Source organism: Flavobacterium sp. (genome assembly GCF_046155325.1).
Lineage (GTDB): Bacteria > Bacteroidota > Bacteroidia > Flavobacteriales > Flavobacteriaceae > Flavobacterium.
This window is the reverse complement of sequence record NZ_JBJXDQ010000056.1, coordinates 1-18,610: the sequence shown is the minus strand read 5'-3', so window position 1 is coordinate 18,610 and position 18,610 is coordinate 1. Positions and strand designations below refer to the sequence as shown.

The following is an 18,610-nucleotide window of genomic DNA, read 5'->3' as shown; positions in this document are numbered from 1 at the left end:
TATGATTATGGAAAGCGGCACCAAAAATCGGGTTTGGAAAAATTCTTTTTCGCACCAAATTTGATTAAAACTATTAAAAGTGTAAAAGGACAAGAAATAGGAACCCATACCTATTCTCATTACTATTGTTTGGAAAAGGGACAAAGCAAGGCGCAATTTGAGGCCGATATAAATCAAGCCCTGAAAATGGCTCAAAAATTTAATATTGATTTAAAATCACTCGTTTTTCCGAGAAACCAATTCAATGAAGATTACCTAGAAATATGTGCTCAAAAAGGCATTGAAACCGTGCGAACCAATCCAAATTTTTGGTATTGGGATACAACCAAAAAAGAAACTTTTGCAGTAAAATTAGCCCGAACAGGCGATGCCTATTTGCCATTAGGGAAGAAATCCTATCAAGCGGATAATTTAGTTAAAGAAAAAGTACTTTGTCAACAATCTAGTAGATTTCTTAGACCACAACATTCAATATCCCTATTTAATAATTCAAGATTAATTAGAATAAAGAACGAAATGATTCAAGCCGCTAAAAATGGAGAGGTTTATCATTTATGGTGGCATCCACATAATTTTGGAGTTGATTCGGTTGGTTCTTTAAAAACTTTACTTGCTATTGTAGAAACTTTTAAATATTGCAATGAAATTTATGGAATGGAAAGTATTACAATGAAGGAATTAAGAGATAGTCTATATAAATAATTCAAATAATTACATTCAATTAGCATGTCAAAACAAACTATAATTCGCATTACAACAGTTCCGCTATCATTAGAAAAATTACTTACGGGACAATTGCATTTTATGAGTTCGTTTTATCATGTTATTGCTGTTTCATCAGATAAAAATAGATTAGAAAAATATGGTCAATTAGAAAAAGTTGCTGTTTTTCCTCTTGAAATGACCCGCCAAATAACACCTATACAAGATTTAATTGCAGTTGTTAAATTGTATTTTTTCTTAAAAAAAGCAAAGCCTTTTATAGTGCATACTCACACTCCTAAAGCAGGAATATTGGGGATGTTAGCATCAAAACTAGCTGGAGTTCCTAACAGATTGCATACTGTTGCTGGTATGCCTTTGTTAGAACAATCGGGAATGAAAAGGAAAGTGCTAGATTTTGTCGAAAAACTCACTTATTCTTGCGCTACAAATGTGTATCCTAATTCTTTTAAATTGAAAGATATTATAATTCAAAACAATTATTGTTCTGAAGTAAAATTAAAAGTTTTAGCCAATGGAAGTTCAAACGGAATAGATACATCATATTTTGATGCTTCTCATTTTTCTGAAAAATTTAAAAATAATTTAAAAATAGAATTAGGTATTCAATCCACTGATTTTGTTTTTATATTCGTAGGTCGCATCGTTGCAGATAAAGGGATAAATGAATTAATTGCTGCTTTTTCAGCAATCCAAAAAAAAAGAAGTGATATTAAGCTAGTACTTGTAGGTCCTTTCGAACAAGAATTAGACCCTTTAAATAAAAAAACAATACATCAAATAAGTGCTAATAAATCTATAATTCCCATAGGATATCAACTCGATGTAAGACCTTATTTTGCTATTGCAAGTGGTTTAGTTTTTCCTAGCTACAGAGAGGGATTTCCTAACGTAGTCATGCAAGCTGGAGCCATGGGGTTGCCGAGTATTGTAACCAATATAAATGGGTGCAATGAAATTATTGAAAACAAAGTAAACGGCTATATTATTCCCGTAAAAAATCAGAAAGCGATACAGGAATCTATGTTGAGTTGTATAGAAAACAAAGAACAATTTTCTAAAATGAAAGAATATGCAAGAGCAATGATTGTTAAGCGTTTTGATCAAAAAATGATGTGGGAGTCCATTTTAAATGAATATCGTACTTTTGAAGCTTAATATAAGTAGAGATGTATAAAATATACTTCAAGCGGATAATTGATTTTTGGATAGCTTTAGTTGGGTTGCTGGTTTTACTCCCTTTTTTATTGATTATAATTATTGTTTTATCTTTTGCTAATAGTGGAAGTCCTTTTTTTATTCAAGATCGTCCCGGAAAAGAGGGTGTAGTTTTTAAAATTATAAAATTTAAAACGATGAATGATAAGAAAGATATAAACGGAAATTTATGTTCGGATGAAATAAGATTAACTAAAATAGGGAAATTTGTAAGAAAAACTTCTTTAGATGAATTACCTCAATTGTTAAATGTTTTGAAAGGGGATATGAGTTTAATAGGGCCAAGACCATTACTAACCCAGTACCTACATTTATATTCTGATTATCAAAATAGAAGACACGAAGTAAGACCAGGAATTACAGGATTAGCTCAAGTAAACGGAAGAAATGCCATTTCATGGGGCGAAAAATTTGATTACGATATTTCGTATGTGGAAAATATATCCTTTTTCTTAGATGTTAAAATACTATTTTTGACCATTAAAAAAGTACTTTTAAAAGAAGGAATTAATTCAGACACTGCAGCAACCATCGAACCTTTCAACGGATATAATTTATGATTCTAGAAAAAAAGATAATTAGGGAGATACAAAGATCTACTAATGCCTATGAACTATACAAAGAAGATAAAATGTATTATCAAGCATTAAGAATTTTTAGTGCTAATAAAAAAATATATAAATTATTAGTCCAATATTCGTATGATTGCGAAGAAGGGATATTGAAAGATGTTTATAATTATATTTTTCATTTGGAAGATTGGTTTAATCAGTTTAATAAATATGCCGATAATACAATAGAATTAGAAGCGGAGTTTGTATTCGAAAGGCTTAAAAATTCTATACCATTTCCTTCTGATTTTATAAACAAAATCAATTCACTATGAAATTTGCATTTGCTGGCGACAGAAAAATTAGTTGCACGATTTTAAAATTTATAATCAGCAAAGGATTTAAGCCCTCTGCTATATTTGTCAGTGATTTTAATATAGCTTCCCACGACGATGAATTAATTGAAATTTCAGGTTTAGATGAATCCCTAGTTTTTAGAGGAAATGAATTTAAAGATTCTGAGACAATTGAATTTTTGTCCGCTTTAGGGTTAGATTATATATTTGGGATTCACTTTCCATACATTATTCCAGCCGAAATTCTTGCCATTCCAAAAATTGGGGTCGTGAATTTGCATCCTGCTTTTTTACCCTATAATAAAGGTTGGCATACCCCTTCATGGGCTATTATTGAAGGTTATCCTTACGGAGCAACTCTGCATTTTATGGAGGAAGCTTTAGATGAGGGAGATATAATTCATCAAAAAAAGATGGGCGTTTATCCAATTGATACGGCAAACTCTTTATATAAAAGGGTTCTAAAGTTAGAAGAGGAAGTATTTTATGAGTCCTTTGATTCATTGTTATCACTTAACCCCAATAGAATTAAGCAATTGCATAAAGGAACTTCACATCAAAAAAAGGAATTAAAAGCATTGCGGGAAATCAGTATTTCTGAAAATTGCAATGCAATTGATTTAATAAATAAAATTAGGGCACTAACAACTAATGATCAAAATGAATCGGCTTATTTTATCTTAGATGGAAAAAAAATTGGGGTTCAAATAAATCTATTTTACCAAAATGAATAATTCAAAAATATGGCTTTCTTCCCCTCACATGGGTGGCAATGAACAAAAATTTGTTCAGGAGGCTTTTGATACTAATTGGGTGGCACCACTTGGTCCTAATGTAAATGGTTTAGAAAAAGACTTGGAAGATTATTTGGAGAGCCAAGTTTATGTAGGCACCTTGAGTTCAGGAACGGCAGCTATTCACCTTGGATTGATTTTGTTGGACGTAAAAGGAGGGGATGAAGTGATTTGCCAAAGCATGACTTTTTCTGCATCGGCAAATCCGATACTATACCAGGGTGCAACCCCTATTTTTGTGGATAGTGAGTGGGATACTTGGAATATTTGCCCTATTGCATTAGAAGAAGCTATAATAGATAGAATTGCCAATGGTAAAAAACCTAAAGCTATTATTGCGGTTCATTTATATGGTGTTCCTTATAAAGTCGAAGAAATTAGATTAATAGCTGACAGGTATCAAATTCCAATTTTGGAAGATAGTGCAGAAGCATTGGGCAGCAGTTATAAAGGTCAAAAATGTGGTACTTTTGGAGATATTGGTGTACTTTCATTTAATGGAAACAAAATTATTACCACTTCTGGGGGCGGTGCAATTGTAACTAAAACGAAAGAACTGAAGGGAAAAGCAGTTTTTTTTGCAACTCAATCAAGAGACGAGGCGCCCCATTACCAACATAGCGAAATAGGATATAATTATAGAATGAGTAATATTTGTGCCGGAATTGGTCGAGGACAAATGCAAGTTCTAGATAGTCATGTTTCTTTGCGCAGAGCAATGCACGATTTTTATGTAGATATCTTCAAAAACATAAAGGGTATTGATGTTTTTACAGTCCCAAATACAGATTATTATTCAAATTATTGGTTAACTGCTATTACAATAGATACTGAATTAACAAACGGTATTGACCCTGAAAAATTTCGATTGAAGCTTGAAGCTGCTAATATAGAATGTCGTCCATTATGGAAACCAATGCATTTACAACCTATTTTTGAGCATTATCCCTATTACGGAACAAACATAGCAGCGACTTTATTTAACAAAGGACTTTGTCTTCCTTCAGGATCTAATTTAAGCAATGAAGATAGAAACAGAATCATTTTGGCTGTAAATAGTTTATTTGTAAATCAATAAAATTAATTTTAATAAACCCAATATATCACAATTTAATATGAAATAAGCATGACTAATAATTGGTCTTAAACACCCAATGAAGATATGCGACTCAAGCGTTAGCGAACAAACGAAGCAATTAATCCCGATAGCTATCGGAAGACCAATAAAAAAACAATAAATATCTACATATGAAAGGAATAATATTAGCAGGAGGATCGGGAACTCGATTACATCCTTTAACCTTGGCGGTAAGCAAGCAAATGATGCCGGTGTATGACAAACCAATGATTTATTACCCACTCTCTACATTGATGATGGCGGGAATAAACGAAATACTAATTATTTCAACCCCACATGACTTACCTAATTTTATAAAATTGTTAGGTGATGGGTCTGGCTTGGGGTGCACATTTAGTTATGCTGAACAAGCTATTCCAAATGGTTTGGCACAAGCTTTTGTAATTGGTGAAGAATTTATTGGGAATGATTCAGTAGCATTAGTTTTAGGGGATAATATTTTCTTTGGTGACAATCTACCGCAGCTTTTGCAATCCAATATTAATCCAGAAGGCGGAGTAGTTTTTGCATATCATGTAGCTGATCCAGAGCGATATGGTGTTGTTGAATTTGATAAAAATAACAAAGTATTGTCAATAGAGGAAAAGCCAAGTCAACCTAAATCAAATTATGCTGTTCCAGGTTTGTATTTTTATGACAACAGCGTTGTTGAAATTGCCAAAAATATAGCCCCAAGTGATAGAGGTGAATATGAAATTACCGATGTTAATAAAGTATATCTTGAAAAAGGAATGTTAAAAGTTGGTATTTTAGGAAGAGGAAATGCATGGTTAGACACAGGAACTTTTGCTAGCCTAATGCAAGCAGGTCAATTTGTTCAAGTAATTGAAGAGAGACAAGGTTTAAAAATAGGTTGTATAGAAGAGGTAGCTTGGCGACAAGGATTTATTGACGATAATCAATTAGTATCATTAGCAAATCCATTATTGAAGTCGGGTTATGGAACTTATTTACTTCAATTATTAAAATATATAAAACAATAATCTAATTGTGTTATATAAGTTAATGCTAATAAAACATTATAAAAATGTAATTTAATCGCTTATATTTTGCGTATATCATAAAAAATGTTTAGATTCGAATTTATTTTTAAAATAGAAGTAATTAATTTTTTTAATAAGTTAAGTTTTGAACAATTATAATAAAGAGGAGATTTCTAATTCAACATTTTTTTTCCGCAAAAATTTATCATTTAAAATCAGTAATCTCAATTATTTACCAAGGTGGATAATTGTTTTGATTGATTGTTCTGTTTTAATGGCTTCTTTTGTTTTTACTTATTTATTATTTGAAGGTTCAGGTTTAGATTATATTATTAGAACCCATTCTACAAGATTTATTGTATTGTTTTTTGTGGTTAATGTTTTTTTCTTTTGGTTATTTCGAACTTATGCAGGAATAATAAGACATTCATCATACATTGATGCAGTTAAAATTTTCTTCTCACAATCGGCTGTATTTGTATTTTTCCTTTTTCTAAATTTTTATTTTGATTTTATTTATGGTCAAAAAGTTTATTCGAACATTGCATTGTTTATAAATGTTATTCTTACTTTTTGTGGTTTATTTTTGTATCGTTTAGTAGTAAAGCAAACTTTTGATTTTTATATTTCCAAAAAAGGCAATCAAAATTTAATTAAAATAATTGTTTATGGCACGGATGCCAATGCTCTTTATGTCGCAAAAGCTTTAAAATTTGAAACCCCTTCACGATTTAAAATTATAGGATTTGTAGATAAAAATAATCATAATTCGACAAAGCGAATGTTAGATTTGCCAATTTTTATTCAAGGGAAAAAACTATCTAGTTTGATGGATAAGGTTGGTGCCGAGGGTATTATAATTGCTGATAAAAGTTTATCAAAAGAAGAGCAATTAATACTTGTTGATCAATGTTTAGAATTTAATTTTAAAATATTTACTGCTCCCTCAATTACAGATTGGGAAAATCAACAGGAAATTTCAAAAAATGTAAAGAAAATACAGATTGAAGATTTACTCGAAAGACAACCAATTGTTTTGGATAACTTTTCGATTTCAAAACAATTAGAAGGCAAGAAAATATTAATTTCAGGTGGTGCGGGATCTATTGGTAGCGAAATAGTTCGACAAGTTTTAAGATTTAAACCTTCCGAAATTATTATTTTGGACCAAGCAGAAACACCTTTGCATAATCTTAGTCTTGAAATTCAAAATTTAAATCCAAATTTCGAGGTACATACTATAATTGGCGATATTAGAAATAAAGAAGCTATTAATAGCATTTTTAATCAATTTAAACCACAAATAGTTTTTCATGCTGCTGCCTATAAACATGTTCCTTTAATGGAAGATAATCCCTCACAAGCAATACTCACAAATGTTGAGGGGACTAAAAATTTGGCGGATTTATCATGTGAATATAAAGTTGAAAAATTTGTAATGATTTCTACTGACAAAGCGGTTAATCCTAGCAGTATTATGGGAGCAAGCAAGAGAATTGCCGAAATATATGTGCAATCTTTACAATTTAAAAAGAAATGTTATAATACTAAATTTATCACTACACGTTTCGGAAATGTACTTGGATCAAATGGTTCGGTAGTTCCCTTGTTTTCTAAGCAAATTGCTGAGGGAGGACCAATAACAGTAACTCACCCTGACATTATTAGGTATTTTATGACTATCCCCGAAGCTTGTCAATTAGTTTTAGAAGCAGCTGTAATGGGACGTGGAGGAGAAATATATATATTTGATATGGGTAAGCCAATTAAAATTATAGATTTAGCAAACAAAATGATCAGATTAGCAGGATTTTCTCCTGGAAAAGAAATTAAAATACAAATTACTGGTTTACGACCTGGTGAAAAATTATATGAAGAATTACTCAATCACACTTCAAAAACTCTAAATACCCACCATCCTAAAATTATGATTGAGCAGGTTGTTAATTTGGATAATGATTTTATTCATGATGAAATTGATGAACTTATTGGGATGTCACGTTATTTTGAAAAAGAAGATATAGTAGCAAAAATGAAAAAATTAGTTCCTGAATTTAAAAGTATGAATTCTCATTTTGAATTATTAGACAATATAATTTAATACTTATTTGAATTTCGAATCTTAAGTTATTCTTTTTACATCTAAAAAAATAAGTTTTTTACATCTAAAAAAACAGCAACACCACTGATAATTAATTCAAGAAAATTTATAATAATAACCCATTTTTTATTTTTTATTTTAATCAAAACAGATTGGTTATATTTGCTATCTTAAAATCAAAAATTCAATGAAGCACTTTGTTTTAATTAGAAAAGTTTTTCTTCTGGCACTAATTTCTATTTCTCTATTTTCTTGTGTGTCCAAAAAAACTATGATTTATTATCAAAATATTGCAAATATTAATAATATAGAATTAACGAATTCGTACGAAATTAAAATCCAACCCGATGATTTGTTAATGATTAATGTCACTTGTGATGATCTTGAAATTTCAAAACCTTTTAATATAAATAATGGAATTCAGTCAGGTGGAGCAAATCAACAAAACAGTTCTATTTATTTAGTTGATGTAAACGGCTTTGTTAATTTTCCGGTTTTAGGGAGTTTAAAAATAGGTGGTTTAACCCGAACTGAATTGATGAAAACCCTAACTAATAAAGTATCACAGTATATAAAAAATCCATTAATTGTTGTTACCATAAAAAATTATAAAGTTACTGTTCAAGGTGAAGTTGGCTCGCCTGGTATTTATACTTTTGACACCGAACGGTTTACATTGGTAGATGCGTTGATAAAAGCAGGGGATTTAAAAATACAAGCCAAAAGAAACAATATTTTAATAATAAGGCAAACAGATGGAATTGTAACCTACAATAAAGTCGATATTACTAAGACCGATTTTATAAATTCTCCTTTTTATTATTTAAGGCAAAATGACATGGTGTATGTTCAGCCTAATAGAATGGCAATTCAAGGATATGCTAACGGACGTCCAACAACTCTAGCGTATTCAATATTAGGTGGGATAATTACATACTTTGTTTTGACAAGCGTTAAAAAATAAAAATTTTATGGAAAATACTATTTCAAACGAAATGTCGGGACAAGATTTTAATATAAAAGCACTTTTAAATTACTGTCTAGTACAATGGAAGTGGTTTTTATTGAGTATTTTTATTTGTTTATCACTAGCTTTTATTTACATAAGATATTATACTGCACCTAGTTTTGTTGCTTCTACAACAATCACGTTGAAGGATGAAAAGGGAACAATAAATCCTGAATTAAGTTCTTTATCGGATATTGGATTGTTTGGAAAAATGAATAATAATGTAGGTACTGAAATTGAAATTCTTAAATCGAGAACTTTATTTGAAAAAACAGTAAATAAATTAAACTTGAATTTGACCTTATTGGTTAAAGGTAAAATTCTTAATACTGAGTTATTTCAAAACCCACCTATTATTGTCAATTTTAGTAACAAAAAAAAATCTTTTAACAATGCAAGTTTTGAATTGATATTTTCAGAGTTATCACCTGAAACTTATAGTCTAACCAATAAATTAGAAAATGGTGGTAAAAATATTTTATTGACAAAAAAAAATAAATTTGCATACGGAGAGTTGATCAAAACAAAACATGGTTATCTAAGTATTAATAAATCAGTATTACGTCAAAATTTTTATCGTAAAGAAAAAAGAATAATAGCTATTGTAGTTAGCCCTTTAGATCAAGTTGTTAGTAGTTTTAAAAGTCGTATTAAAATTGTGCCTTTATCTACTGCTATTGGGTTTGTAAGTATTTCTATTGTAGATCCTAGTATTGCAAAGGCAGAAATTTTCTTAAATAATTATATTCAAATTTATAATGAAGATGCTATTGCTCAAAAGAATTTGATCATAGAAAAATCCTCAGATTTCATTTCAAAACGTCTTAAATTAGTGACCGAAGAGCTGGATGGAGTTGAGCAGAATGTAGAAAGTTTTAAGAGGTCTAATAATGTTTTAGATGTCGAAAATGAATCAACGCGACTAAGTCAAGAATCAAATGAATATGAACGTAAACTTGATGATATAGATGTGCAATTAGAATTAATTCCTTCTGTAATTGATTATATCAAAAAAAGTACTAATGTAGATTTATTACCTAATAATATTATTTCGGGTCAAAGTGATGTTTCTAGTCTTATTAATTCATATAATCAATCAATTAATGATAGAAATAGACTTTTAAAATCGGCTACAGTTACCAATCCATCGGTTATAAAACTTGAACAACAAATTAATTTACTTAAACAAAACCTGGCTTCAAGTTTAAATAGATTTCAAACTAGTTTAAGAGAACAAAAATCGAATCTTAAAGAAGATGAAGTAAATCTAGATGAAAAAATAATTAAGATTCCAGTAATGGAACGTCAATTTAAAGTTATTTCAAGACAGCAAAAAGTAAAAGAGGGGCTTTATTTGTATTTATTGCAGAAGAGAGAAGAATCGGCAGTTTATTTATCTGCAACTATTTCAAATGCTAGAATTATTGATAAACCTAAAGCGCTTTTAATTCCAGTTTCACCTAACAAAAACACTATTTATTTGTTATGTTTTGTAATTGGGTTATTCTTTCCTCTTTCTGTTTTTTATCTAAAAGATTTACTAGATAATAAAATAAAAAGTCGATTTGATATTCAAGAAAGAACTAAAATTCCATTTGTAGGTGATTTACCTAAATCTGATGCTCCTAATGAAATTATGAAATCTGAAAGTAGATCTAGTTCTGCTGAAGCATTACGAATTATTAGTACTAATTTGCAGTTTATGCTCAGTAATGTGATTGATGGTCAAGCAAAGACTATATTTTTAACATCTACTTTTCCTAAAGAAGGAAAAACATTCGTATCATTAAATCTTGCAGCTACATTCGCATTAACTGGTAAAAAAGTTTTATTGTTGAGTATGGATATTAGAAATCCTAAATTAGAAGAGTATGTAATATTACCTGATAATAGAGGGGTGACAAATTATTTATCATCTAAAGATTTAAAAATAGAGGATTTGATTTTAAAACAAGATGGATTTAAAAATTTTGATATATTACCTCCTGGAATAATACCACCAAACCCTGCCGAATTGTTAATGGGGGATAAGGTAGAAAATCTATTCAAAGATTTGAAACTACAATATGATTATATTATTGTAGATACATCGCCAGTAAGTTTAGTAACAGACACTTTATTGCTGACTAAGTATGCAGATTGTTTTGTATATTTAGTAAGAGCTAACTTCCTTGAAAAATCAATGTTACACATACCAAATACACTTTATAAAGAAAATAAACTACCTAACATGTGCATGCTTCTTAATGACACAAATCCTTCAAAAGGGAGTTATGGCTATTATGGTTATTATGGCTATGGTTATGGCTATGGAAATATTCCTGATAAAAAATCTTGGTTTAAGAGAAATGTTTAAAGTATAATTACAAAAACCAGATAGATGAAACAGTTTTTCACCTATCTTGTTTGTTATTTTTGATTAAAAAAAATATTATTTGAAATCACTTCTTTAAGAGTGGCTAATTCTTTTACTTTTACTTTTTCGCTAAAGGCTTCAATATGATTATAATTGTGTATATCTGAACCAACAAAATCATATAGCCCTTTTTCTAAAAGCTTCTCGGCAATTTTTGTAATACCAATTCCGTAATAACCAACTAGAGATAATAAATTAAGTTGAAATAGGCATCCAGCTTTTTTTAATTTTTTGTATTCTTCAAAATTATAATGATAAAAAACATAGCGCTCAGGGTGCGCTAAAACAGGAATAAAGCCCGCAATACGCAAATCAAAAATGATATTGTATAATTGAATAGGAGGATTTGTATAGGATATTTCAACTAATACATAATTATCTTTAAGAGTAAGTAGTTGACCTGACTTAAACAATCGAATAAACTGATCATCCATCAGATATTCTGCAGCAGCTTTAAAAGGAACTGAAATGTTATTTTTATTCAATTCATCAGCAGTTTTTGTTTCAAGTGTTTGAATAGTATCTTTTGTATTATCCCATACATGTTCTATGATATGTGGTGTAGTGATAAATTGAGTAATACCAATTTCTAACATGCCTTGTGTTAATAATAATGTTTCAGCAAATGATGTAGATCCATCATCAATTCCAGGTAAAAGATGCGAATGGATATCTACATAATTATCAGGAATTAAGTCTTTGAGTGTAGGTTTTGATTTAAAAAATGATATCATAAAACAAAGGTAAGCATTTTCATAGTTTATTAATATATGGTTTTTTCTTAAAAAAAGTCAAATTTTATTTTGTTATTTTAAGTATAAAACTTTATTAAACCTAATTTTTATTAAAAACAATAACTGAATTAATGCTATATTAATTCAAATAAAATAGGTCTATTTCTTATTTTTAAATTATTACATTTGCCCTAATAGGTGCTTTTTTTTGAAGTTTTCTTATATGAATCAAATAGCTTTTAAAAAAAAATGAATACTACTGAAAACATCGAAGAGGATTGGTTGTTTGAAATAACACCAAAAAATAAATTTTTCACGCTCAACTTAAAAGAAGTGTGGCAATATAGAGATTTGTTATTTCTTTTTGTAAAGCGAGATGTTGTAAATGTATACAAACAAACCGTTTTAGGCCCATTGTGGTATCTCATACAGCCTCTTTTTACCTCATTAACTTTTACCATAATTTTTAATAATTTAGCTGGTATAACTACCGGAATTGTACCGCCTTTTTTATTTAATTTGGCTGGAATCACGGTTTGGAATTACTTTACTTCCTGCCTTACAGGAACTTCAAATACTTTTGGGAGTAATGCAGGGATTTTTGGAAAAGTTTATTTTCCTAGATTAATAGTACCCATATCTATTATGATTTCAAATTTGCTTAAATTCGGAATTCAATTTTTTATTTTCATGGCATTTTATGTTTATTATTATTTTCAAGGCGCAACGATTAGTATAAATATCACGACAGTTTTTTTTCCTTTTTTGATTATTTTAATGGGTGTTTTGGGTTTGGGATTGGGAATGGTTATTTCGTCTCTGGTGACCAAGTACAGAGATTTTAGTTACCTCATTGGTTTTGGAGTACAGTTGTTAATGTATTTATCGGCGGTCATGTATCCTATGGCGTTGATACAGAGCAAAATACCTGAATACGCTTGGTTGGTTCAGTATAATCCTTTGGCGTATATAATCGAAATTACACGTTATATGCTTTTGGGAATAGGTGGTTTTTCGGTTTTTGGACTTCTATATACCATTATTTTAACCTTTATAGTGTTTATATCGGGTCTATTAATTTTTAATAAAACCGAAAAAACTTTTATCGATACAGTTTAGAAAATGAAGATTTAAAATAGAATTATAAATAATGAAAGTAGCATTAATAACAGGAGTAACGGGTCAAGATGGTGCTTATTTAGCAGAACTCTTACTATCTAAAGGGTATAAAGTTCATGGTATAAAACGAAGAAGTTCTTTGTTTAATACCCAAAGAGTTGACCATTTGTATGAAGATCCTCATATTGACGATCAAAATTTTATTTTACATTATGGTGATTTGACCGATGCAACTAATTTAATTCGAATAATTCAAGAAACGCAACCTGATGAAATATATAATTTAGGAGCCATGAGCCACGTAAAAGTGAGTTTTGATATTCCCGAATATACAGCAGATACCGATGGAATAGGAACTCTTCGAATTTTGGATGCAGTTCGTTTATTAGGATTAACCAAAAAAACCCGAATCTACCAAGCTTCAACCTCCGAGTTGTATGGTTTGGTTCAAGAAGTACCACAATCTGAAACAACTCCTTTTTATCCCCGTTCGCCTTATGCTGTTGCCAAGATGTATGCTTTTTGGATCACGGTAAATTATCGAGAGGCCTATGATATGTATGCCTGTAATGGTATTTTATTTAATCATGAAAGTCCTTTGCGGGGAGAAACTTTTGTAACCCGAAAAATAACTCGTGGAATTGCCCAAATAGCAATGGGTTTACAAGATACCCTGTATATGGGAAATATTGATTCGCAACGGGACTGGGGTCATGCACGCGATTATGTCGAGGCTATGTGGCTCATGCTACAACAGGATAAAGCCGAAGATTTTGTCATAGCTACTGGGGTGACTACTTCTGTTCGAGAGTTTATCAAAATGGCTTTTAGTGAAGTGGGTGTTGAACTAGAATTTAAAGGCGAAGGCGTAAATGAAATTGGAATTGTAAAAACCACAACAAATAGTGACTTTAAATTTCAAATTGGGCAAGTTGTAATCCAGATTGACCCTAATTACTTTCGTCCAACCGAAGTCGATTTACTTATTGGCGATAATACAAAAGCCAAAACAAAATTAGGTTGGAAACCGAAATACAGTTTATCAATGCTTATTAAAGAGATGATGCAGGCAGATGTTGAATTATTCAGAAAAGAAAAATACCTTCAAAATTATAACCGATAATTCAATGGTTTTAAATTCTAAAATATTTGTAGCAGGTCATCGGGGCATGGTCGGAAGTGCTATTGTTAAAAATCTTCAACAAAAAGGGTTTACCAATATTGTAACCAGAACATCTACGGAGTTAAATTTAATCAATCAACACGATGTGGCTGATTTTTTTGCTACCGAAAAACCAGAATATGTTTTTTTGGCTGCTGCAAAAGTGGGCGGAATTGTTGCTAATGCCACTTATAAAGCCGATTTTATTTATGAAAATATACTTATTCAAAGCAATGTAATTCATGAGAGTTACAAGAATAAGGTAAAGAAGTTATTGTTTTTAGGTTCAACCTGTATTTATCCAAAAATGGCTCCGCAACCTATGAAAGAAGAATCTCTTTTAACAGGTTTGTTAGAAGAATCTAATGATGCCTATGCCATAGCAAAAATTGCAGGAATTAAAATGTGTGATGCCTATCGGGAACAATACGGTTGTAATTTCATATCCGTTATGCCTACTAATTTGTATGGTTTGAACGATAATTATGATTTACAGAATTCCCATGTTTTACCTGCATTATTGCGAAAATTTCATGAGGCTAAACAAAACAATCATTCTCAAGTTACCGTTTGGGGCAGCGGAACACCTTTACGAGAATTTTTACATGCGAGCGACATGGCAGATGCCTGCGTCTATTTGATTCAAAATTATAACGAAAAGGGTTTTGTAAATATTGGCACTGGCTTAGAAATTAGCATCAAAGAATTAGCTATTTTAATTAAAGAAATTGTTGGTTTTCAAGGAGAAATTATTTTTGACACCTCAAAACCAGATGGAACACCACGAAAATTAACCGATACTACCAAGTTACATTCTTTGGGTTGGAAACATACAATAGCTTTGAGAGAGGGTATTCAGCAAGTGTATGCTGAAAAGTTTAGTGTTAATAAATAAAATTATGAAACACCCATGGCAATAGTTCATGACACTCAGGTAGATTGTTATGGTTGTTCCATCTGCCTGTCGGAAGACAGGTCTGAGCATTGAAAAAAATAATTATAAACAGATGAAAAAGCTAATACATTCGTTATTAAAAAGCTTAGGTTTTAAAATAGTAAATACAGGAATAAAGGAGAAGCAATATCAAAATTTTGTAAAGAGTTTTGAGTTAGAAAACGACCCTAATAATTTAGTGTATTCATCAGCTGCTGACATAATTAGTATTAAAAAATATTTTCCAGAGTTGACTCTAAAATGTCATAAAGACGGCGTTTTAGCTAGTTTTAATAGTTTGAAATTTTATATCGAAACAACAGAAGAATTTTTTATATTAAAAGAAGTTTTTGTCGAAAAAGATTATAATCTATTATCGAATGAAAGTTATGTTGTTTTTGACATTGGTATGAATATCGGAATTAGTTCTTTGTTTTTTGGCTTACAAAAAAATGTAGAAAAGATATATTCGTTTGAACCTGTTGTAAACACCTATAAACAAGCCATTTATAATGTAGCATTGAATGAAAATTTGTCAACTAAAATCGAAGCTTTTAATATTGGTTTAGGAGCTACTACCCGAGTAGAGAGAGTACTTTACAACCCCCAAGCAAAAGGAAATTGCGGCATTCGATTAGAATCAAGCCTCGTTATCGATAAAAATAATTCAAAAGAAATAGAAATTAATATCCAAGATGTTAGTACCATTCTCCCAGAATTATTTGCCAAACATACCAACTATAAAAAAGTACTAAAAATAGATTGCGAAGGAGCAGAATATGAAATACTTCAAAAATTGAGTGATAGTAGCTTATTGACCCAAGTAGATGTGCTGTTAATTGAATGGCATGATAAAGGTTCAGAAATTCTTGAAAACATTCTTTTAGAAAACAATTTTAGAGTAGTGTCTCGATATTTGACTTCCATTTCGGGGATGATCTATGCTTTTAAACACTAATTAGTAGTTCAAGTAGTATGACAAATCTTTCCGTCTCCATCGTTCATTGCGAGAAATTCGCTCAATATTTTGAAGAGTAAATTAAATTAAATTAATACAAACTGTATTTTTATGTACATTTTTATGTACATTTGATTTAAAAAATAATAGTATGGAAGCAGTTAGCGTAACCGAATTCAGAAATAATATCAAAAAATATTTAGACATTGCCAAAGAAGAAGAATTAGTCATTTATCGCTCTAAAAATGAATCTTTTGTGGTAACTCCTTTAAGAAAAATAAGCAAAGAAGTTAGTTTATTAAGTGATGCCCAAAAAAAAGCTATCGATACAGCTATCGATGATCTCGCAAATGGAAGAGTGAATTCGCATGAAAATGTTATGGAAGAAACTAAGAAACGCTTTCCTCATTTGTTCAATAGATAAATGATGATACAAATAATTTGGACTGATCGAGCTAAAATTGACTATTGGCAAAATATCGAGTATTTAGAACGAGAATGGACATTAAATGAAGTTTTTAATTTTATGGATAAAGTAGATCATTTGTTAGTTTTATTAACTAAATCTAATCTTATATTTAAACCTACAAATTATGAATCTGTTTTTGAGGTTACCGTTACCAAACATATTAGCTTGTTTTATAAATTATCTATAAATAAAGATATTGAATTGCTATGTTTTTGGAATACTTATCAAAATCCTGAAAAATTTTCATTGTAACGAATGCCAAGCAAGTGCTATAATTTGTAATTCTAATTTCAAACTTCCTAAATGACGCCATTAGTCTCCATAATTGTTCCCTGTTAAAACCTCGCTCAATATTTGGACGAAGCCTTGCAATCTATTTTTGGACAGACCTTGAAGATTAATCTGTAATAATTTTAATTATACTTAAAACTTTTGTATATTTTTCAAAAAATTTAAATTATAATTAAAATTTTTATATTTTTGTAAAATAGTTTTAAACATAATTTAAACAAATGAATTTTACAATACCCAAAACTTTACTAAAAAGAGAAGATTATCTCAATCGGGTGCTTCCTTTTGTAGGTAAGAACTTGATAAAAGTTTTTACGGGCCAACGCCGTGTGGGTAAAAGCTATTTGTTGTTTCAAATTATGGATTATTTGTTGCAGCAGGATTCTCAAGCGACTCTTGTTTACATCAACAAAGAGGATATTGCTTTTTCAGCAATACAAACGGCTCAGGATTTAAACGATTATGTTTTGCAACATAAGTCGAATAACGCTAAAACCTACGTTTTTATAGATGAGATTCAAGATATAGAAAATTTTGAAACTGCTTTGCGTTCCTTATTACTGCATGAAGATTTGGATTTATATTGTACAGGAAGTAACGCTAAATTGTTGTCGGGGGATATTGCGGGTTATTTGAGTGGTCGCGCTATAGAAATTGTGGTGTATAGTTTATCTTATCCCGAGTTTTTAGTTTTCCACTCCCTAAAAGATAGTAACGCAACACTTGAATTGTATTTCCGATATGGAGGTCTTCCTTATTTGAAAAATCTAGTACTAGAGGAAGCTGTTGTTTTTGAATATTTAAAAAATATTTATAATACCATAGTCTATCGAGATATTATCAATCGATTTTCGATTCGTAATGTATTGTTTTTAGAACAACTAGTTTTGTTTTTAGCAAGCAATATAGGCAGTCTTTTTTCTGCCAAAAAAATCAGTGATTTTTTAAAGTCACAACGAATTAATATCGCTTCTAATCAGGTACAAACCTATAGCGATTATTTGGTTAATGCTTTTTTGATACAAAGAGTGAGTCGATACGATTTAGTGGGAAAACGTATTTTCGAAACGGGTGAAAAATATTATTTTGAGAATCTAGGCATTCGCAATGCCTTGTGGGGCTATCGCATAGAAGATCGAGGAAAAATCATGGAAAATATAGTATACAATCATTTATTATTTCGAGGCTATCAAGTTCAAGTGGGCAATTTAGGTGCTTTAGAAATTGATTTTGTTGCCCAACGGGGTGGCGAAAAATTATATGTACAAGTGGCATTATCTATCAATGAATCCCAAACAATGGAACGAGAATTTGGAAATTTAAAGAAGATAAATGATAATTTTCCTAAAATGGTAATCACTCTTGACTCCTTTCAAGGCAATACCAATGAGGGAATAATCACTACGGATTTACGAAGTTTTCTTTTAGACAGAATATAAAAAATAGAATAACATAATTTAAAATGAATCATCCTCAAGTCTCCATTATAGTTCCCTGTTACAACCTCGCTAAATACTTAGATGAAGCCTTGCAGTCTATTTATAACCAAAGCTACACGCACTGGGAATGTATCATTGTAGATGATGGTAGTCAGGATAACACCGAGGAAGTCGCTCAGAAATGGGAAACCAAAGATCCTCGTTTTATTTATTTG

Annotated in this window: 19 protein-coding genes; 18 read left to right on the top strand and 1 reads right to left on the bottom strand. The window is 30.4% G+C overall.

Annotated elements, in window-relative coordinates:
- From ACKVOD_RS03815 to ACKVOD_RS03770, 10 genes are all read left to right on the top strand, one after another.
- Positions 1-702, top strand: a 702-nt coding sequence (locus tag ACKVOD_RS03815; RefSeq protein ID WP_409208156.1) for a polysaccharide deacetylase family protein, incomplete at its 5' end; no start/stop codon positions are given.
- A 24-nt stretch (positions 703-726) separates the two neighbouring features.
- Positions 727-1,881: a glycosyltransferase family 4 protein gene (locus tag ACKVOD_RS03810; RefSeq protein WP_409208155.1), complete on the top strand. Its 1,155-nt coding sequence runs from the start codon at positions 727-729 to the stop codon at positions 1,879-1,881.
- Between the two features lie 11 nt (positions 1,882-1,892).
- Positions 1,893-2,501, top strand: coding sequence for a sugar transferase (locus ACKVOD_RS03805; RefSeq protein WP_409208154.1), 609 nt, complete (start codon positions 1,893-1,895; stop codon positions 2,499-2,501).
- Entirely contained in the window at positions 2,498-2,827 is a 330-nt protein-coding gene (locus ACKVOD_RS03800) for a hypothetical protein (RefSeq protein ID WP_409208153.1), read from the top strand. The genes ACKVOD_RS03805 and ACKVOD_RS03800 overlap by 4 nt, the downstream gene beginning before the upstream one ends.
- On the top strand, positions 2,824-3,582 hold the full coding sequence (locus ACKVOD_RS03795; RefSeq protein ID WP_409208152.1) for a formyltransferase family protein: 759 nt from the start codon (positions 2,824-2,826) through the stop codon (positions 3,580-3,582). Before ACKVOD_RS03800 ends, ACKVOD_RS03795 begins: the two co-directional genes overlap by 4 nt.
- Positions 3,575-4,720, top strand: a complete 1,146-nt coding sequence (locus tag ACKVOD_RS03790) for a DegT/DnrJ/EryC1/StrS family aminotransferase (RefSeq protein WP_409208151.1) — start codon at positions 3,575-3,577, stop codon at positions 4,718-4,720. The genes ACKVOD_RS03795 and ACKVOD_RS03790 overlap by 8 nt, the downstream gene beginning before the upstream one ends.
- A 170-nt stretch (positions 4,721-4,890) precedes the next feature.
- Positions 4,891-5,763, top strand: a complete 873-nt coding sequence (rfbA, locus tag ACKVOD_RS03785; protein WP_409208150.1) for a glucose-1-phosphate thymidylyltransferase RfbA — start codon at positions 4,891-4,893, stop codon at positions 5,761-5,763.
- Positions 5,764-5,908: 145 nt separating this feature from the next.
- On the top strand, positions 5,909-7,864 hold the full coding sequence (locus tag ACKVOD_RS03780; protein ID WP_409208149.1) for a polysaccharide biosynthesis protein: 1,956 nt from the start codon (positions 5,909-5,911) through the stop codon (positions 7,862-7,864).
- A 271-nt stretch (positions 7,865-8,135) separates the two neighbouring features.
- Positions 8,136-8,828, top strand: coding sequence for a polysaccharide biosynthesis/export family protein (locus tag ACKVOD_RS03775; RefSeq protein WP_409208148.1), 693 nt, complete (start codon positions 8,136-8,138; stop codon positions 8,826-8,828).
- Between the two features lie 7 nt (positions 8,829-8,835).
- The gene (locus ACKVOD_RS03770) at positions 8,836-11,229 is read left to right on the top strand and encodes a GumC family protein (protein ID WP_409208147.1); all 2,394 of its coding nucleotides are present in this window, start codon (positions 8,836-8,838) and stop codon (positions 11,227-11,229) included.
- A 53-nt stretch (positions 11,230-11,282) separates the two neighbouring features.
- On the opposite strand, the gene ACKVOD_RS03765 is transcribed toward ACKVOD_RS03770, so the two are convergent.
- The gene (locus tag ACKVOD_RS03765) at positions 11,283-12,023 is read right to left on the bottom strand and encodes a tyrosine-protein phosphatase (RefSeq protein WP_409208146.1); all 741 of its coding nucleotides are present in this window, start codon (positions 12,021-12,023) and stop codon (positions 11,283-11,285) included.
- A gap of 249 nt (positions 12,024-12,272) precedes the next feature.
- On the opposite strand from ACKVOD_RS03765, the gene ACKVOD_RS03760 reads away from it, so the two are divergent.
- From ACKVOD_RS03760 to ACKVOD_RS03725, 8 genes are all read left to right on the top strand, one after another.
- On the top strand, positions 12,273-13,142 hold the full coding sequence (locus ACKVOD_RS03760) for an ABC transporter permease (protein ID WP_409208145.1): 870 nt from the start codon (positions 12,273-12,275) through the stop codon (positions 13,140-13,142).
- A 31-nt stretch (positions 13,143-13,173) separates the two neighbouring features.
- Positions 13,174-14,265, top strand: coding sequence for a GDP-mannose 4,6-dehydratase (gene gmd, locus ACKVOD_RS03755; RefSeq protein ID WP_409208144.1), 1,092 nt, complete (start codon positions 13,174-13,176; stop codon positions 14,263-14,265).
- Positions 14,266-14,269: 4 nt separating this feature from the next.
- Positions 14,270-15,199, top strand: a complete 930-nt coding sequence (locus ACKVOD_RS03750) for a GDP-L-fucose synthase family protein (RefSeq protein ID WP_409208143.1) — start codon at positions 14,270-14,272, stop codon at positions 15,197-15,199.
- A 112-nt stretch (positions 15,200-15,311) separates the two neighbouring features.
- Complete coding sequence (locus tag ACKVOD_RS03745) at positions 15,312-16,196, top strand: FkbM family methyltransferase (protein ID WP_409208142.1); 885 nt, start codon at positions 15,312-15,314, stop codon at positions 16,194-16,196.
- 151 nt (positions 16,197-16,347) lie between these two features.
- Positions 16,348-16,620 (top strand): type II toxin-antitoxin system Phd/YefM family antitoxin, encoded by a 273-nt coding sequence (locus ACKVOD_RS03740; protein ID WP_409208141.1) that lies wholly within the window; start codon positions 16,348-16,350, stop codon positions 16,618-16,620.
- A 3-nt stretch (positions 16,621-16,623) separates the two neighbouring features.
- On the top strand, positions 16,624-16,917 hold the full coding sequence (locus ACKVOD_RS03735; RefSeq protein WP_409208140.1) for a type II toxin-antitoxin system RelE/ParE family toxin: 294 nt from the start codon (positions 16,624-16,626) through the stop codon (positions 16,915-16,917).
- 260 nt (positions 16,918-17,177) lie between these two features.
- Positions 17,178-18,395, top strand: a complete 1,218-nt coding sequence (locus tag ACKVOD_RS03730; protein ID WP_409208139.1) for an ATP-binding protein — start codon at positions 17,178-17,180, stop codon at positions 18,393-18,395.
- A 23-nt stretch (positions 18,396-18,418) separates the two neighbouring features.
- Positions 18,419-18,610, top strand: a 192-nt coding sequence (locus ACKVOD_RS03725) for a glycosyltransferase family 2 protein (protein WP_409208138.1), incomplete at its 3' end; no start/stop codon positions are given.

Excerpts from the sequence above, each read along its gene's own strand:
- ACKVOD_RS03750 (WP_409208143.1), top strand. The coding sequence starts at position 14,270 with ATGGTTTTAAATTCTAAAATATTTGTAGCAGGTCATCGGGGCATGGTC.
- rfbA (WP_409208150.1), top strand. The coding sequence starts at position 4,891 with ATGAAAGGAATAATATTAGCAGGAGGATCGGGAACTCGATTACATCCT.
- ACKVOD_RS03775 (WP_409208148.1), top strand. The coding sequence starts at position 8,136 with ATGATTTATTATCAAAATATTGCAAATATTAATAATATAGAATTAACG.
- ACKVOD_RS03810 (WP_409208155.1), top strand. The coding sequence starts at position 727 with ATGTCAAAACAAACTATAATTCGCATTACAACAGTTCCGCTATCATTA.
- ACKVOD_RS03765 (WP_409208146.1), bottom strand. The coding sequence starts at position 12,023 with ATGATATCATTTTTTAAATCAAAACCTACACTCAAAGACTTAATTCCT.
- ACKVOD_RS03760 (WP_409208145.1), top strand. The coding sequence starts at position 12,273 with ATGAATACTACTGAAAACATCGAAGAGGATTGGTTGTTTGAAATAACA.
- ACKVOD_RS03740 (WP_409208141.1), top strand. The coding sequence starts at position 16,348 with ATGGAAGCAGTTAGCGTAACCGAATTCAGAAATAATATCAAAAAATAT.
- ACKVOD_RS03745 (WP_409208142.1), top strand. The coding sequence starts at position 15,312 with ATGAAAAAGCTAATACATTCGTTATTAAAAAGCTTAGGTTTTAAAATA.
- ACKVOD_RS03735 (WP_409208140.1), top strand. The coding sequence starts at position 16,624 with ATGATACAAATAATTTGGACTGATCGAGCTAAAATTGACTATTGGCAA.
- ACKVOD_RS03730 (WP_409208139.1), top strand. The coding sequence starts at position 17,178 with ATGAATTTTACAATACCCAAAACTTTACTAAAAAGAGAAGATTATCTC.
- ACKVOD_RS03805 (WP_409208154.1), top strand. The coding sequence starts at position 1,893 with ATGTATAAAATATACTTCAAGCGGATAATTGATTTTTGGATAGCTTTA.
- gmd (WP_409208144.1), top strand. The coding sequence starts at position 13,174 with ATGAAAGTAGCATTAATAACAGGAGTAACGGGTCAAGATGGTGCTTAT.
- ACKVOD_RS03795 (WP_409208152.1), top strand. The coding sequence starts at position 2,824 with ATGAAATTTGCATTTGCTGGCGACAGAAAAATTAGTTGCACGATTTTA.
- ACKVOD_RS03770 (WP_409208147.1), top strand. The coding sequence starts at position 8,836 with ATGGAAAATACTATTTCAAACGAAATGTCGGGACAAGATTTTAATATA.
- ACKVOD_RS03800 (WP_409208153.1), top strand. The coding sequence starts at position 2,498 with ATGATTCTAGAAAAAAAGATAATTAGGGAGATACAAAGATCTACTAAT.
- ACKVOD_RS03790 (WP_409208151.1), top strand. The coding sequence starts at position 3,575 with ATGAATAATTCAAAAATATGGCTTTCTTCCCCTCACATGGGTGGCAAT.